The organism is Paenibacillus sp. FSL R5-0912, from assembly GCF_000758605.1.
In the GTDB taxonomy this organism is placed as follows: domain Bacteria; phylum Bacillota; class Bacilli; order Paenibacillales; family Paenibacillaceae; genus Paenibacillus_AQ.
The window spans coordinates 6,942,170-6,956,707 of record NZ_CP009282.1 but is presented as its reverse complement, the minus strand read 5'-3'; the positions used below and the strand labels follow the sequence as shown (position 1 = coordinate 6,956,707).

Sequence of the window (14,538 nt, the reverse complement as noted above, 5' to 3'; positions counted from 1 at the left end):
GCTTCCCACATCGAATGGTCTATTTTCTACAGTAGAGGACATGGCATTTGATGGTTGTTGATAGCTATGAATTTCATGAAGGAGGCCAAGCATATGCTCGGGATGTTGTTCAATGAGAAGGAATGCAAGGAGCTGGACTATGTTTTGCGCAAAGAGCTGGATGAAATGCTTCTGGACTTGAGCGATCAGCGTTTAGATCAGAATATCAGACACGCTATTGCCAATCGATATAAAACGGTATTCCGTATGTATGCACGTTTTGCTCCACAGAAGGAGTTGTCCAAGTACGCGTGGGGAGGACGTTCCTCACAGTTCAAACATTGAATACTAAAGTGCTATAAGACCAGAACAAATAAAATTAACCTAATAGCTTGACTAAAAGGGAGCCGGCATGATACATTATATCTCGCGCTCCTTTTGAATGTTTAAAAGGGTGCTACAGGCAGGAAATAATGAAAAATAACTTTTTCAAAAAAAAGCTTGCCAAACAACGAAACACTATGATATATTATAAAGGTCGCCGCTGAGATGCGGTGAAGAGTTAAAATGAGACATTGATCTTTGAAAACTGAACAACGAGTGAGTGGGGAATCACGAAAGTGACTTCCAAAAATGATGAGTTTCACAGCGTCTTGTACGCTTTAGAAACTTCATCGTGAGAATGAAAATTCTCGTCAGATGTTTCAAAATGAGCAATCGCTCTTTCTAAAACCAATTTGGAGAGTTTGATCCTGGCTCAGGACGAACGCTGGCGGCATGCCTAATACATGCAAGTCGAGCGGAGTTCATTTGAAAGCTTGCTTTCAAATGAATTTAGCGGCGGACGGGTGAGTAACACGTAGGCAACCTGCCCTCAAGACTGGGATAACTACCGGAAACGGTAGCTAATACCGGATAATTTCTTTCCTCTCCTGAAGAGAGAATGAAAGGCGGAGCAATCTGCCACTTGGGGATGGGCCTGCGGCGCATTAGCTAGTTGGTGGGGTAACGGCTCACCAAGGCGACGATGCGTAGCCGACCTGAGAGGGTGAACGGCCACACTGGGACTGAGACACGGCCCAGACTCCTACGGGAGGCAGCAGTAGGGAATCTTCCGCAATGGGCGAAAGCCTGACGGAGCAATGCCGCGTGAGTGATGAAGGTTTTCGGATCGTAAAGCTCTGTTGCCAGGGAAGAACGTCCGGTAGAGTAACTGCTACCGGAGTGACGGTACCTGAGAAGAAAGCCCCGGCTAACTACGTGCCAGCAGCCGCGGTAATACGTAGGGGGCAAGCGTTGTCCGGAATTATTGGGCGTAAAGCGCGCGCAGGCGGTCATTTAAGTCTGGTGTTTAAACCTTGGGCTCAACCTGGGGTCGCACTGGAAACTGGGTGACTTGAGTACAGAAGAGGAAAGTGGAATTCCACGTGTAGCGGTGAAATGCGTAGATATGTGGAGGAACACCAGTGGCGAAGGCGACTTTCTGGGCTGTAACTGACGCTGAGGCGCGAAAGCGTGGGGAGCAAACAGGATTAGATACCCTGGTAGTCCACGCCGTAAACGATGAGTGCTAGGTGTTAGGGGTTTCGATACCCTTGGTGCCGAAGTTAACACAGTAAGCACTCCGCCTGGGGAGTACGGTCGCAAGACTGAAACTCAAAGGAATTGACGGGGACCCGCACAAGCAGTGGAGTATGTGGTTTAATTCGAAGCAACGCGAAGAACCTTACCAGGTCTTGACATCCCGATGAAAGCATTAGAGATAGTGCCCCTCTTCGGAGCATCGGAGACAGGTGGTGCATGGTTGTCGTCAGCTCGTGTCGTGAGATGTTGGGTTAAGTCCCGCAACGAGCGCAACCCTTGACTTTAGTTGCCAGCAGGTTAAGCTGGGCACTCTAGAGTGACTGCCGGTGACAAACCGGAGGAAGGTGGGGATGACGTCAAATCATCATGCCCCTTATGACCTGGGCTACACACGTACTACAATGGCCGGTACAACGGGAAGCGAAACCGCGAGGTGGAGCCAATCCCAGCAAAGCCGGTCTCAGTTCGGATTGCAGGCTGCAACTCGCCTGCATGAAGTCGGAATTGCTAGTAATCGCGGATCAGCATGCCGCGGTGAATACGTTCCCGGGTCTTGTACACACCGCCCGTCACACCACGAGAGTTTACAACACCCGAAGTCGGTGGGGTAACCCGCAAGGGAGCCAGCCGCCGAAGGTGGGGTAGATGATTGGGGTGAAGTCGTAACAAGGTAGCCGTATCGGAAGGTGCGGCTGGATCACCTCCTTTCTATGGAGAATCGTTTCCTGCAACGGAAACATTCAAATCGGAAGCTAAAGCTTCCACAACGAACCTTAGGGTTCGGACACTCACTCGTGTTCAGTTTTGAAAGAGCAAGTCTCTTTCGTATGCGTTTGGTGGCGATAGCGGAGGGGTTCCACACGTACCCATCCCGAACACGACCGTTAAGCCCTCCAGCGCCGATGGTACTTGGACCGAAGGGTCCTGGGAGAGTAGGACGCCGCCAAGCGAACAATCAATTTATTGGTTGATTCACAATGTTATCTGTTATATGGGCTTTTAGCTCAGTTGGTTAGAGCGCACCTCTGATAAGGGTGAGGTCGGTGGTTCGAGTCCACCAAGGCCCACCATATAACATTTAGAATTGAATACCTTTATGGGGCCATAGCTCAGCTGGGAGAGCGCCTGCCTTGCAAGCAGGAGGTCAGCGGTTCGATCCCGCTTGGCTCCACCAATACTTCTTTACAAGATTATATGCACATTGTCTGTTATTCCGAACATCACAGTCGTGATTGTTTCATAATAACAGCACCTTGATCCTTGAAAACTGGATACCGAAACGAATTTGCGTTTTAGAACATCTTTTAGCTGAAACTTGTGTAAGCAAGTTGAAATAGTTATTAGTCATGCTGAGCGATGGTTTTGGATTATGAGCGACTTTTGGCTTTAAACAGACTAGCGGACGGATTCATCCGGAAGCGCTGTTTAAAACAAGAGGAGCGAATGAGCCAATACCGGAGCGATTGGTTAAGCTAATAAGAGCACACGGAGGATGCCTAGGCGCCAGGAGCCGACGAAGGACGTGGCGAACAACGAAACTGCCTCGGGGAGCTGTAAGCAAGCTTTGATCCGGGGGTGTCCGAATGGGGAAACCCAGCTGTGGTAATTCGCAGTTACTCATTTCTGAATACATAGGAAATGTAGAGGCAGACCAGGGGAACTGAAACATCTAAGTACCCTGAGGAAGAGAAAACAATAGTGATTCCGTCAGTAGCGGCGAGCGAACGCGGAACAGCCTAAACCAAGGGGCTTGCCCCTTGGGGTTGTGGGACGTCTCACATGGAGTTACAAAGGAATATGGTAGGTGAAGAGGTCTGGAAAGGCCCGCGATAGAGGTAAAAGCCCTGTAGCCTAAACTGTGTTCTCTCCGAGACGGATCCCGAGTAGTGCGGGGCACGTGAAACCCCGTATGAATCCAGCAGGACCATCTGCTAAGGCTAAATACTACCTGGCGACCGATAGTGAAACAGTACCGTGAGGGAAAGGTGAAAAGCACCCCGGAAGGGGAGTGAAATAGAACCTGAAACCGTGTGCTTACAAAAAGTCAGAGCCCTATTACTGGGTGATGGCGTGCCTTTTGTAGAATGAACCGGCGAGTTACGTTTAACATGCAAGGTTAAGTCGAGAAGACGGAGCCGCAGCGAAAGCGAGTCTGAATAGGGCGAATGAGTATGTGGACGTAGACCCGAAACCGTGTGATCTACCCCTGTCCAGGGTGAAGGTGCGGTAACACGCACTGGAGGCCCGAACCCACGCATGTTGAAAAATGCGGGGATGAGGTGGGGGTAGCGGAGAAATTCCAATCGAACTCGGAGATAGCTGGTTCTCCCCGAAATAGCTTTAGGGCTAGCCTCGGTGAATGGAGTGGTGGAGGTAGAGCACTGATTGGGTGCGGGGCCCGCAAGGGTTACCAAGCTCAGTCAAACTCCGAATGCCATTAACTTCTTGCCGGGAGTCAGACAGTGAGTGCTAAGATCCATTGTCAAAAGGGAAACAGCCCAGACCATCAGCTAAGGTCCCCAAGTGTGTGTTAAGTGGGAAAGGATGTGGAGTTGCACAGACAACCAGGATGTTGGCTTAGAAGCAGCCACCATTGAAAGAGTGCGTAATAGCTCACTGGTCGAGTGACTCTGCGCCGAAAATGTAACGGGGCTAAACACACCACCGAAGCTATGGCTAGATGCTTTGCATCTGGGGTAGGGGAGCGTTGTATGTGGGTTGAAGGTGTACCGTAAGGAGCGCTGGACAGCATACAAGTGAGAATGCCGGTATGAGTAACGAAAAGATCAGTGAGAATCTGATCCGCCGAAAGCCCAAGGTTTCCTGAGGAAGGCTCGTCCGCTCAGGGTAAGTCGGGACCTAAGGCGAGGCCGAAAGGCGTAGTCGAAGGACAACAGTTTGAAATTACTGTACCACCGTAATCCGCTATGAGCGATGGGGTGACGCAGGAGGGTAGTGACGCGGACTGATGGATGTGTCCGTCTAAGCAGTGAGGCTGATGTGTAGGCAAATCCGCACATCATTAAGGCTGGGCTGTGATGGGGAGCGAAAATTATAGTAGCGAAGGTCATGATCTCACACTGCCAAGAAAAGCCTCTAGCCAGGAGAAGGTGCCCGTACCGCAAACCGACACAGGTAGGCGAGAAGAGAATTCTAAGGCGCGCGGAAGAACTCTCGTTAAGGAACTCGGCAAAATGACCTCGTAACTTCGGGAGAAGAGGTGCCTCGGTAGGGTGAATAGCCCGAGGGGGCCGCAGTGAAAAGGCCCAAGCGACTGTTTAGCAAAAACACAGGTCTGTGCGAAGCCGCAAGGCGAAGTATACGGGCTGACGCCTGCCCGGTGCTGGAAGGTTAAGGGGAGTGGTTAGGGGCAACCCGAAGCTGTGAACCGAAGCCCCAGTAAACGGCGGCCGTAACTATAACGGTCCTAAGGTAGCGAAATTCCTTGTCAGGTAAATTCTGACCCGCACGAATGGCGTAACGACTTGGGCGCTGTCTCAACGAGAGATCCGGTGAAATTTTAATACCTGTGAAGATGCAGGTTACCCGCGACAAGACGGAAAGACCCCATGGAGCTTTACTGCAGCTTGATATTGAATTTGGGTACGATCTGTACAGGATAGGTGGGAGCCGTTGAGGCAGGAGCGCAAGCTTCTGCGGAGGCGCCGTTGGGATACCACCCTGATCGTATCTAGGTTCTAACCTAGTGCCCTAAGCGGGTACGGGGACCGTGTCAGGCGGGCAGTTTGACTGGGGCGGTCGCCTCCTAAAGAGTAACGGAGGCGTTCAAAGGTTCCCTCAGAATGGTTGGAAATCATTCGCAGAGTGCAAAGGCATAAGGGAGCTTGACTGCGAGACCTACAAGTCGAGCAGGGACGAAAGTCGGACTTAGTGATCCGGTGGTACCGCATGGAAGGGCCATCGCTCAACGGATAAAAGCTACCCTGGGGATAACAGGCTTATCTCCCCCAAGAGTCCACATCGACGGGGAGGTTTGGCACCTCGATGTCGGCTCATCGCATCCTGGGGCTGAAGTAGGTCCCAAGGGTTGGGCTGTTCGCCCATTAAAGCGGTACGCGAGCTGGGTTCAGAACGTCGTGAGACAGTTCGGTCCCTATCTGTCGTGGGCGCAGGAAATTTGAGAGGAGCTGTCCTTAGTACGAGAGGACCGGGATGGACGTACCGCTGGTGCATCAGTTGTTCCGCCAGGAGCATGGCTGAGTAGCTACGTACGGACGGGATAAGCGCTGAAAGCATCTAAGCGTGAAGCCCCCCTCAAGATGAGATTTCCCAACTAGTAAGACCCCTTGAAGACGACGAGGTAGATAGGTTGGAGGTGGAAGTGCAGCAATGCATGGAGCTGACCAATACTAATCGGTCGAGGGCTTATCCAAATTTCTTAGAGCGCAGATTCGTTTCGGATTCAGTTTTCAGGAATCAATTCCTGAAGCATTTACGCTGTAAATGCCCGTTTGGTGGCGATAGCGGAGGGGTTCCACGCGTACCCATCCCGAACACGACCGTTAAGCCCTCCAGCGCCGATGGTACTTGGACCGAAGGGTCCTGGGAGAGTAGGACGCCGCCAAGCGGACAATATTCCCTGATAGCTCAGTTGGTAGAGCACTCGACTGTTAATCGAGTTGTCACAGGTTCGAGTCCTGTTCGGGGAGCCATGCTCTCATAGCTCAGCAGGTAGAGTGCTTCCATGGTAAGGAAGAGGTCACCGGTTCGAATCCGGTTGAGAGCTCCACAGATTTACTTTACTAAGGCCCGTTGGTCAAGGGGTTAAGACACCTCCCTTTCACGGAGGTAACATGGGTTCGAATCCCATACGGGTCACCAATTTTTATGGGATGATAATTCCCTGAGTTTCACCCCTTTGGAGCGCCATACATATGGAGGCTTAGCTCAGCTGGGAGAGCATCTGCCTTACAAGCAGAGGGTCGGGGGTTCGAACCCCTCAGCCTCCACCATAATTTTCTTGATATTTGTGGGAGATTGTGGGCATTATATAGGTATCTATTGTAGGGGATTCGCCAAGTGGTAAGGCAACGGACTCTGACTCCGTCATCATAGGTTCGAATCCTATATCCCCTGCCAATTGCGAGCCATTAGCTCAGTTGGTAGAGCACCTGACTTTTAATCAGGGTGTCGAAGGTTCGAGTCCTTCATGGCTCACTTTTATTAGTTTTATGCGCGTGTGGCGGAATGGCAGACGCACCAGACTTAGGATCTGGCGTCGTAAGACGTGGGGGTTCAAGTCCCTTCACGCGCACCACTAATTTGCGGACGTGGCTCAGCGGTAGAGCATCGCCTTGCCAAGGCGAGGGTCGCGGGTTCGATTCCCGTCGTCCGCTCCATATTTTTTGCGCCCTTAGCTCAGCTGGATAGAGCGTTTGACTACGAATCAAAAGGTCGGGAGTTCGAATCTCTCAGGGCGCGCCATTATTATTTTGAGTAATAGGCTTTATATTAACGGGATGTAGCTCAGCTTGGTAGAGCACCTGGTTTGGGACCAGGGGGTCGCATGTTCAAATCGTGTCATCCCGATATTTCACCTTTGCGGGTGTAGTTCAATGGTAGAACTTCAGCCTTCCAAGCTGATAGCGTGGGTTCGATTCCCATCACCCGCTCCATATTAAATTTCATAGTTTCGGGATGTAGCTCAGCTTGGTAGAGCACCTGGTTTGGGACCAGGGGGTCGCATGTTCAAATCGTGTCATCCCGATAACACAGCTAATAGCTGGCAATGAACTCTTACTTCGGTAAGAGTTTTTTGTTGCGTTATTAAAGGAACATATGTTCCTTTAATCGTCTAAAAAAAAGACAACCTCTGCCGGGATGCCGATCCTTGCATAATAGCTCTGTAAAGATTCATCCTGCTCGATAGAAGTGCCAGCGGATAGCAGCTTCACTGCGAATATATTGGCCTGACGCTCCAGCTTCCCCGGTGAGAAAAAAGAGTTTTCCTCCAGAAAAAAACGGTTGACCCCTTTATGCAGACGGTCATGAGCCAATTCATGCGCACATACAAACCGCTGCCACTCCAGAGGCAGCTCATTATGAATGACGATAAACCTTCTTCTCAACTTACGGTAATACAAGCCCTTGGTGCCTTCGCCTAGATCCATAAACCTGATGTGAATGCCGAGGGCTCCGGCCAGCTCGAAGGGGTTGTTGGTATTATATTTTTTGACCAGACGCTTGATTAGCTCATCCATATTCTTCACCCGCAGCATGTTAATAGTTGTATGATTGCCTGGCTATTCCTTCGTACCTGAATCGTGCTTGGGCTTAGTTCTTTTGTTCATCTGCTTGGCCTCCCAGAATAGGCCTGTTAATACATCCTTGATCCGCTGCTTATCCTCCTTGTTCAGTGGGATTCCGTCGAACATCAGCTCGCCATCATCCTCAAGCATTTGACGGAAATCCCGTTTATCCTTACTCGTAGCCCATGCGGGCACTGACCCTACAGTACTGCTCTGTGATTCGGTTAAATGACCGGCATGGCCCATAAGCTCCTCATAAGAGACATCGGTCGCTTCAGCGATCTTACGCAGTGTAGCCGGCTTAGGGACACCACGCAGTCCATTCTCTATCCGCGAAATTTGTGCTCCGCTAATCCCGGCAAGGGATGCCAACTGATTGATTGTCAGTCCCTTTTCTTCCCGAAGCTGTTTCAGATAGTTCCCGAATTCCTCTGCCATCATTAACCACTCCTTATCACCTAATAAGCTGTTGCTATTAATATAAGCTATTTATGCCAATAGGTAAACAATAAAGCGGACAATATTGCCAAAAGGTAAGATAAATAATGAATATAGCTTGTTTATACTCTAAAACGGGTCTAAATGGCATTTTACGGAATTGGTAGATAAGTGGTATATTAATGAAAAACACGAACAACATACGAACAAATAGAATTTTACCACATTTGGCTGGAAAGGTCCGCAATAAAGTTCTCAAATCTGTATGACATCAAAAGGAGTGGTTAACATGATGATTCTAGCTTCGCTGCCCGAGCTTGACCGCCGTCTTACTCAGGTCACTATAGAAAATATGCTGGAGAAATACCGTATATTTAAGACCGTAACTTTCGAGGCTAAAGAGGCCGGGATTACGTACTCTTATACGGAAAGGTTCCACGGCGCGACTAATACGGTTACGGATCAGACGGCGGCTATAGCAACTCATAATGTGGATGTGCCTGCGGCAAGAAGAGCATACTGTGCAATGATAGATTCCGTAGTAGAGAGACTTACACTTAGAGAACAGCAGCTTGTGCGGGAACGTTACTTGCGCAGAGAGGAGAGCTACGACTACACGATCTATAATCATGTATTCGATCCCCCGGTGAGCAAGGACACTTATGTGAAAATAAGGTCGAAGGCGTTCTATAAAATGGCGCTGGCGCTCGCAGATCTGCAGTTGTTGTCATTAACTTCGCTAGAGAAAACATCAGGGCCCCGCAAGGAGAAATAGTAGACTGCCCGCTGAAGCTGAACCTTCTCACGGAAATAGCCTGGAGATTCGGTTATTTTAGATAATAAGTAGTACACGAAGCCGTATTGCCCAATGGGTGATGCGGCTTTTTTTGCGGCACAACTGGCACCTCCTTTTTTCATCCCAAGGGTCTCCGGAAGTTAGTCCATTCTCCTCTATAATAGCGTCTGCGCAGAGATTCAAAGGGTCTATATTTATAACATGGCAAATGAAGCAGAAGGACACCGCGGGAGCATGAATGCTCTACAAAATATCGGCTCCCTTGGGGGCTGAGGCATAAGCGTGGTGAAAGTTCCTTCAGCAGAGGCCTAATACAAGACGGATATTATTCTTGTCAGGATAGTATCCGTTGTGATTTCCAGGAAGGGGGGAGGGATTATCACAACTAATCTTGAGAGGATTGAAATCATGACTGTACAACAAGTGCGGGAGAACATCACAGATGCGTTGGCAGAGTATTATCCCGATGTACCTGTCTATGTGGAAGGGGACAAGCCGCAGTCAGCCTACTTCAAAACGGGGCTCATCTCAGCAACCTACGACCGGCAGCGTGAAGGCAGATACATGGCGGTGTACCGTTTCGGTATCCGCTACGAGCAGGGAAGTCCGCTGGATGCAGAGAGCATGGCGGACGGCTTGTGTGAAGCGTTGGCGGACAGGGAAAGCGGCAATCCAGCTTTTCGTGTAATGCGCCAGTCATGGGAGGCAGGAGCAGAGGGACATGGGCCGCTGTTCACAGTAGACTATATGCTCTATCTCCAGAAGCAGAAGCAGCCGGAGGGCGAGGCAGAACTGATGGGTCACTTCACAGAAGGAGCACGGCTGAAATGAATTCAAAGGAAATGAATGCAAGTGAGCTGAAGCGAGGCGGGGAAGAGCAGAATGCTTTTGGCAAACAGCAGATTATGGGTTCTGTCTTATTTTCGCCGAAGGAAAAAGATGTACTGGATGTAGTTCTGCATGAGAGCGGGAGCTACAGCCTGGAAGAGGTTAAGCAATTAATGATGCTTTATCTAAATAAGGAGGTTATCTAATGGCTGGAGGAACATGGACAACACAAAACAAGGTGCGTCCGGGAGTATACGTAAATGTGGCTTCGAACGGAAGCGTGTCAGGTAAAATGGGGGAACGCGGTACGGCGGCCCTGGCGCTTACGCTGCCTTGGGGACAAGCCGGAGTAATTCTTAAGCTCACCGCACAGGATGATTTCCAGAAGAAGCTTGGGTATGATCTGACGGGTGCTGAGTTGCTGCCGGTAAGAGAGGTACTGAAACGGGCAGGCACGTTGCTGCTCTATCGTTTGAATCAGGGTGTAAAGGCAGCTGTGACCAATAATGGGGTTCAAGTTACTGCATTGTATGGCGGGGAACGCGGCAATGCACTCAAGATTGTTATCGAGAAGAATATCGACGACAACGCTCAGTTCGATGTGCGGACTTTGCTTGAGAATACAGAGGTGGACAAGCAGACAGTAGCTACGGCTGCCGGGCTGACTGCGAACGACTATGTAGAATTTAAGCCGAATGGACCCGGTGCGCTGACGCTAACAGCCGGGATGCCGCTTGTAGGCGGTGCTAATGGTACGGTAACGAATGCAGAACATAGCGACTTCCTGGCGGAGCTGGAGGTTCAGGACTTCCAGACTGTGGGGCTGGTATCCGAGGATAACACGCTCAAGGCGCTATATAGCGCTTATGTGAAGCGTCTGCGTAATACGGAAGGCAAGAAGGTGCAGGCAGTATTGTCCGATTATGCTACGGCTGACCACGAGGGTATTATCAGTGTGGCAAACGGTGTGGTGCTGAGTGACGGAACTGTGGTGGATAAAGCACATGCCGTGGCTTGGGTAGCCGGTGCTACTGCCGCCGCTGCGGTGAACGAATCCCTGACCTATCAGGCCTACGATGACGCTGTTGATGCGGATGTGCGCTTCAGCCATTCCGAGACCGTAGCCGCGCTTACAGACGGTGAACTGCTCTTTACGTATAATGGCGGCCGTGCTGTGGTAGAGCAGGATATCAACACCTTTACTTCATTTTCACCAGATAAGGGTAAGGCATTCTCCAAAAATCGTGTACTGCGCGTACTGGATGGAATCTCCGGTGATTTGAAGCGTATTTTTGAGAATTACTTCATCGGTAAATTGCCGAATAATGAAGACGGGCGTGCGCTGTTCTGGTCGCAGTGCGTCACCTATATGAATGATCTGCAGAACCTGGGGGCGATTGAGAACTTCAATGCACAGAGCGATATTGTAGTTACCCCCGGAGCGGACAGTGACAGTGTTGTGCTGGATGTGGCTGTGAAGCCGGTGGATTCCGTAGAAAAAGTATATATGAAAGTGAAGGTGGTTTAAGATGACATTCTTGAAAGCCAGCGATACGCTATCCGGCCAGGAGGGCCGGGCCTATGCGACAATTAACGGACAGACGGAAGAAATGTTCTATGTAAAAACGCTGGAGGCTACAGTGGAGAAACAGAAGGCGGAAGTGAAAACGCTTGGACGCCGCGGGGTGCAGCATAAGGCAACCGGATGGTCGGGCAGCGGTACGATGACGATTTTCTATATGACCAGCCGTTTCCGGCAAATGATGCTGGAATACATGAAGACGGGGATTGACCAGTATTTCAGTATTATTGTGACGAATGAAGACCCGTCCTCTACAGTTGGCGCGCAGCGCATCATGCTGAAGGATGTCAATCTGGACAGTGTCATTATGGCTTCGCTGGATACGGAGTCGGATGCGCTGGAGGAAGAGGTCAGCTTTACCTTTGAGGATGTGGAGTTGGTTCAGCCCTTCAGTGCCCCGGCAAATTCCGGCCAATAACAGATAAGCAGATTCATCGCCCAGACAGGAGCTGGAAGACCCGGGCGTGTGTTTTAAATTTATTTATTTGTTTCGGGGTCCCCGCAAAGTACCTGAATAATTATCGAAGCCAAGCCCCACGTTGTGGGGTTATTTTGCGGCGGGTCTTTTCTCTGTCTCTAATTAATCCAATACTAAGAATCCGGGAGGAACAACATGAGTGAATTAAGCTTGTTTTTTGCGCAAAATGCAGCATGTGATACAACAGAGGAGTTTGTGGTCTCGCTACGTTTCAAGGATAAGGAAGGTAAAGCTGCCGTCTGGAAGCTGCGCAGCATGAATGAGGATGAGAACCAGGAATGCCGCAAAGCCGCAACCCGCAAGGTCAAAGGAAAGAACGGCACCTACACCACCGAGATTGATCCGAATGAGTATATGGCCAAGCTGATGACGGCAAGCGTTGTGCATCCGGATCTGAAGAACACCGAGCTGCAGCGTTCTTATGGGGTGATGGGGGCCGAATCACTGCTGCGCAAAATGCTGCTGCCCGGTGAGTTCGCCGCGCTTGGTGAGCGGGTACAGGCCCTGAACGGCTTCGCTACAGATATGAACGAGCTGGTAGATGACGTAAAAAACTAATCAACGAGGGCGATGGTGAGGCCAATCTGGCCTACTACGCCCTCCACGAGCTGCATATTCTGCCGCATGAGCTGATGAAGCTCTCCGTCCGCGAACGCGCGGCGATCTATGCCATGATTGCTGTGCGCGTGGACAAGGAGAAGCGGGAGCGCGCCCGGAGCAAGGGGAAGAAGAGATGAAGGGGGTGAATGAATGGAAATTACGAGTACAGCATTGGTTCCCGTAACAGCATTAACCGTCTGGCAAAATGTGAACTCACAGTGGGACCGGCTGAATCAGAATTTCAACCGGGCCAGCCACTCGCTGGGTGATCTGCAGCAGATACTGGAGCGGGTGTATGAAGAGAAAAACAAGTCTTTCATGGAAGGGTTCATGCAGTCTCAGGAAGCGGCCAGACGGCTGGCGGATGAAGGAGACTCTTCCAGACCCCGCCGCTCTGCAGGCAGTTCTAACGATGACGATCCGGATCATAACGATGTCCGGAATGCCAAAAGCGGATTCATGGGTGAAGTCCAAAAAATAATGAAGGCCCTGGACGTAGGCGGATTCGAACTTATCACTTACGTTGGGGACAAAGCTATAGGTTATATGCAGAACAAGAAGAAGGAAGCTGCAGCGGAAAAGGAACAAAAGGCAGCAGAGAAGGCACGGAAAGCAGCGGAGCCGGGATTCCTCTCCAAAACGAAGGACTCCTTGGGTTCACTGGACCTTGGCGGTGTGTTCGATAAGGTGAAGTCTCTGGGTACGAAAGCGATAGCTGCTAACGCGACGGAGGAAGATAAGGGGAAATGGAACAAGCTGCAGGGAAACATGGATAGCGCAGTTGAAATGATGGGTCAAAAAGCCATCGTTGCGTTACGTCCGGTTCTGGATACCTTGAATAATGCATTTCAGTCTGAAGGAATGTCTACTGCACTAAATCTGATCGCGAATGCATTCCTGGTAATAGCTACGGTGATTGGAGAGGTGGTAGACGGCATCTTGTATATGTTTACTGCGTTCCAGGAGAACTGGGATGTTGTAGGGCCTATCCTTGCGGCCATTGCCCTTGTCTTCATAGCTGCGATGATTGTGCAGTTATATAATCTTGCTGCCGCGTGGCTTGTAGGCATGGGGCCGATCCTTTTAATTGTTGCTGCTGTAGCGCTGCTTATTTATATTCTTCAACAAGCAGGTGTGTCCATAAACGAGGTAGTGGCTTTTATCGGGGGAGCTTTTGGCTGGCTGAGGGCGACTATAGAGAATTTTGTTATCGGTCTGTACAATAACTTTGTTTCATTTGCAGACTTCTTCCGTAACTTGTTTATTGATCCGACGTATGCTGTGCAAAAGCTATTTTATGACCTGGCCACGAACTTCCTGGGCTTCATTTACCAAATGGCGTTAGGTGTTGAAAGCTTTGCAGGCGGGTTCGTAAAGGCCATAGCAGAAGGAATAAACTTTGTGCTTAAGGGGATTCAAAGTGTGGCAGGGTGGTTAAGCAAATTCCCCGGTTTTGAATTTTTGGCCGATTTCAAACCCAACTTTCTTGAAGCAGAGAATCCGCATGTCTTCAGTGATATGGTCAAGAATGCTCAAGGTACCCTGGTAGAGCCTACATCAACTAAGGATGTACACAATACCCCAAAGAAAGAATTTGTCGATACCGCCAAAACAGTAGCGGAATATGAGAACAAGGCAGCAGCTCTCCCCGCAAAATTCAATACCAAGCTGGATTCGGCCAAGCCCAAAGATGATAAAACCAAGAATCCTGCTCAAACTGCTGCAGCTAACATCAACAACATCAACAAAGTGGGTGAAGTAGGCTCCATTAATGATAAGGTCGATATCTCCAGCGATGATCTGGACATGCTGCGCGAGCTGGCCGAGATTCAGTCGATTCAGAATTTTGTAGAGCTGACACCAACAGTTCAGGTAACAACGGGTAATATTAATAACTCCGGCGATATTGACTCCATCATCACGAAGATCGGACAAAAGCTGAAAGAGGAGTTTGTCTCTACGGCCCAGGGGGTGTATACGTAAC

At 50.1% G+C, this 14,538-nt stretch carries 10 protein-coding genes, 14 tRNA genes and 4 rRNA genes; 26 read left to right on the top strand and 2 right to left on the bottom strand.

From position 1 onward, the window contains the following. The first annotated feature begins 93 nt into the window (after positions 1–93). The 19 genes from R50912_RS29460 (at position 94) to R50912_RS29370 (ending at position 7,291) form a co-directional block, all read left to right on the top strand. On the top strand, positions 94–324 hold the full coding sequence (locus R50912_RS29460; protein ID WP_025336637.1) for a hypothetical protein: 231 nt from the start codon (positions 94–96) through the stop codon (positions 322–324). 389 nt (positions 325–713) lie between these two features. After that, positions 714–2,271: ribosomal RNA gene (locus R50912_RS29455) — 16S ribosomal RNA — on the top strand. Positions 2,272–2,395: 124 nt separating this feature from the next. Then, positions 2,396–2,512 (top strand): 5S ribosomal RNA (gene rrf, locus R50912_RS29450). A gap of 44 nt (positions 2,513–2,556) precedes the next feature. Next, positions 2,557–2,633 (top strand) — tRNA-Ile (locus R50912_RS29445). A gap of 28 nt (positions 2,634–2,661) precedes the next feature. After that, a tRNA-Ala gene (locus R50912_RS29440) sits at positions 2,662–2,737 on the top strand. A gap of 291 nt (positions 2,738–3,028) precedes the next feature. Continuing rightward, positions 3,029–5,957, top strand: a 23S ribosomal RNA gene (locus tag R50912_RS29435). Between the two features lie 77 nt (positions 5,958–6,034). Beyond that, positions 6,035–6,151: ribosomal RNA gene (gene rrf / locus R50912_RS29430) — 5S ribosomal RNA — on the top strand. Together the 16S, 23S and 5S rRNA genes with 14 tRNA genes alongside form the textbook arrangement of a ribosomal RNA operon. Before the next feature lie 9 nt (positions 6,152–6,160). Next, positions 6,161–6,236: transfer RNA gene (locus tag R50912_RS29425), tRNA-Asn, on the top strand. Position 6,237: 1 nt separating this feature from the next. Further along, positions 6,238–6,313 (top strand) — tRNA-Thr (locus tag R50912_RS29420). Between the two features lie 17 nt (positions 6,314–6,330). Next, positions 6,331–6,405: transfer RNA gene (locus R50912_RS29415), tRNA-Glu, on the top strand. 55 nt (positions 6,406–6,460) lie between these two features. Next, positions 6,461–6,536 (top strand) — tRNA-Val (locus tag R50912_RS29410). Between the two features lie 53 nt (positions 6,537–6,589). Further along, positions 6,590–6,663, top strand: a tRNA-Gln gene (locus R50912_RS29405). A 5-nt stretch (positions 6,664–6,668) separates the two neighbouring features. Then, positions 6,669–6,741, top strand: a tRNA-Lys gene (locus R50912_RS29400). Positions 6,742–6,757: 16 nt separating this feature from the next. After that, a tRNA-Leu gene (locus R50912_RS29395) sits at positions 6,758–6,841 on the top strand. A gap of 7 nt (positions 6,842–6,848) precedes the next feature. Beyond that, positions 6,849–6,923 (top strand) — tRNA-Gly (locus R50912_RS29390). A gap of 8 nt (positions 6,924–6,931) precedes the next feature. After that, positions 6,932–7,008 (top strand) — tRNA-Arg (locus R50912_RS29385). A 31-nt stretch (positions 7,009–7,039) separates the two neighbouring features. Continuing rightward, positions 7,040–7,113: transfer RNA gene (locus R50912_RS29380), tRNA-Pro, on the top strand. Positions 7,114–7,125: 12 nt separating this feature from the next. Continuing rightward, a tRNA-Gly gene (locus R50912_RS29375) sits at positions 7,126–7,199 on the top strand. Between the two features lie 18 nt (positions 7,200–7,217). Further along, a tRNA-Pro gene (locus R50912_RS29370) sits at positions 7,218–7,291 on the top strand. A gap of 79 nt (positions 7,292–7,370) precedes the next feature. On the opposite strand, the gene R50912_RS29365 is transcribed toward R50912_RS29370, so the two are convergent. Continuing rightward, a complete protein-coding gene (locus tag R50912_RS29365) occupies positions 7,371–7,784 on the bottom strand; it encodes an ImmA/IrrE family metallo-endopeptidase (RefSeq protein ID WP_042243597.1) in 414 nt (137 codons plus the stop codon). 42 nt (positions 7,785–7,826) lie between these two features. Beyond that, positions 7,827–8,273 (bottom strand): helix-turn-helix domain-containing protein, encoded by a 447-nt coding sequence (locus R50912_RS29360; RefSeq protein WP_442950496.1) that lies wholly within the window; start codon positions 8,271–8,273, stop codon positions 7,827–7,829. A 289-nt stretch (positions 8,274–8,562) separates the two neighbouring features. Here R50912_RS29360 and R50912_RS29355 point away from each other — a divergent pair, with 289 nt between their 5' ends. The 7 genes from R50912_RS29355 (at position 8,563) to R50912_RS29325 (ending at position 14,537) form a co-directional block, all read left to right on the top strand. Beyond that, a complete protein-coding gene (locus R50912_RS29355) occupies positions 8,563–9,045 on the top strand; it encodes an ArpU family phage packaging/lysis transcriptional regulator (RefSeq protein ID WP_042243594.1) in 483 nt (160 codons plus the stop codon). A gap of 429 nt (positions 9,046–9,474) precedes the next feature. Then, positions 9,475–9,897: a phage tail terminator family protein gene (locus R50912_RS29350; RefSeq protein ID WP_042239946.1), complete on the top strand. Its 423-nt coding sequence runs from the start codon at positions 9,475–9,477 to the stop codon at positions 9,895–9,897. Further along, positions 9,894–10,100: a hypothetical protein gene (locus R50912_RS29345; RefSeq protein ID WP_042239943.1), complete on the top strand. Its 207-nt coding sequence runs from the start codon at positions 9,894–9,896 to the stop codon at positions 10,098–10,100. Before R50912_RS29350 ends, R50912_RS29345 begins: the two co-directional genes overlap by 4 nt. Further along, entirely contained in the window at positions 10,100–11,422 is a 1,323-nt protein-coding gene (locus tag R50912_RS29340; RefSeq protein WP_042239940.1) for a phage tail sheath family protein, read from the top strand. Before R50912_RS29345 ends, R50912_RS29340 begins: the two co-directional genes overlap by 1 nt. Position 11,423: 1 nt before the next feature. Beyond that, entirely contained in the window at positions 11,424–11,894 is a 471-nt protein-coding gene (locus tag R50912_RS29335) for a phage tail tube protein (RefSeq protein ID WP_039294168.1), read from the top strand. A 195-nt stretch (positions 11,895–12,089) separates the two neighbouring features. Then, the gene (locus R50912_RS29330) at positions 12,090–12,512 is read left to right on the top strand and encodes a phage tail assembly chaperone (protein ID WP_042239937.1); all 423 of its coding nucleotides are present in this window, start codon (positions 12,090–12,092) and stop codon (positions 12,510–12,512) included. 192 nt (positions 12,513–12,704) lie between these two features. Beyond that, on the top strand, positions 12,705–14,537 hold the full coding sequence (locus R50912_RS29325; protein ID WP_042239934.1) for a phage tail tape measure protein: 1,833 nt from the start codon (positions 12,705–12,707) through the stop codon (positions 14,535–14,537). Position 14,538: the final 1 nt, after the last annotated feature.

Bases quoted from the DNA above. Each gene is read 5' to 3' on its own strand.
- R50912_RS29460 (WP_025336637.1), top strand. From the start codon at position 94: ATGCTCGGGATGTTGTTCAATGAGAAGGAATGCAAGGAGCTGGACTAT.
- R50912_RS29365 (WP_042243597.1), bottom strand. From the start codon at position 7,784: ATGGATGAGCTAATCAAGCGTCTGGTCAAAAAATATAATACCAACAAC.
- R50912_RS29360 (WP_442950496.1), bottom strand. From the start codon at position 8,273: ATGATGGCAGAGGAATTCGGGAACTATCTGAAACAGCTTCGGGAAGAA.
- R50912_RS29355 (WP_042243594.1), top strand. From the start codon at position 8,563: ATGATTCTAGCTTCGCTGCCCGAGCTTGACCGCCGTCTTACTCAGGTC.
- R50912_RS29350 (WP_042239946.1), top strand. From the start codon at position 9,475: ATGACTGTACAACAAGTGCGGGAGAACATCACAGATGCGTTGGCAGAG.
- R50912_RS29345 (WP_042239943.1), top strand. From the start codon at position 9,894: ATGAATTCAAAGGAAATGAATGCAAGTGAGCTGAAGCGAGGCGGGGAA.
- R50912_RS29340 (WP_042239940.1), top strand. From the start codon at position 10,100: ATGGCTGGAGGAACATGGACAACACAAAACAAGGTGCGTCCGGGAGTA.
- R50912_RS29335 (WP_039294168.1), top strand. From the start codon at position 11,424: ATGACATTCTTGAAAGCCAGCGATACGCTATCCGGCCAGGAGGGCCGG.
- R50912_RS29330 (WP_042239937.1), top strand. From the start codon at position 12,090: ATGAGTGAATTAAGCTTGTTTTTTGCGCAAAATGCAGCATGTGATACA.
- R50912_RS29325 (WP_042239934.1), top strand. From the start codon at position 12,705: ATGGAAATTACGAGTACAGCATTGGTTCCCGTAACAGCATTAACCGTC.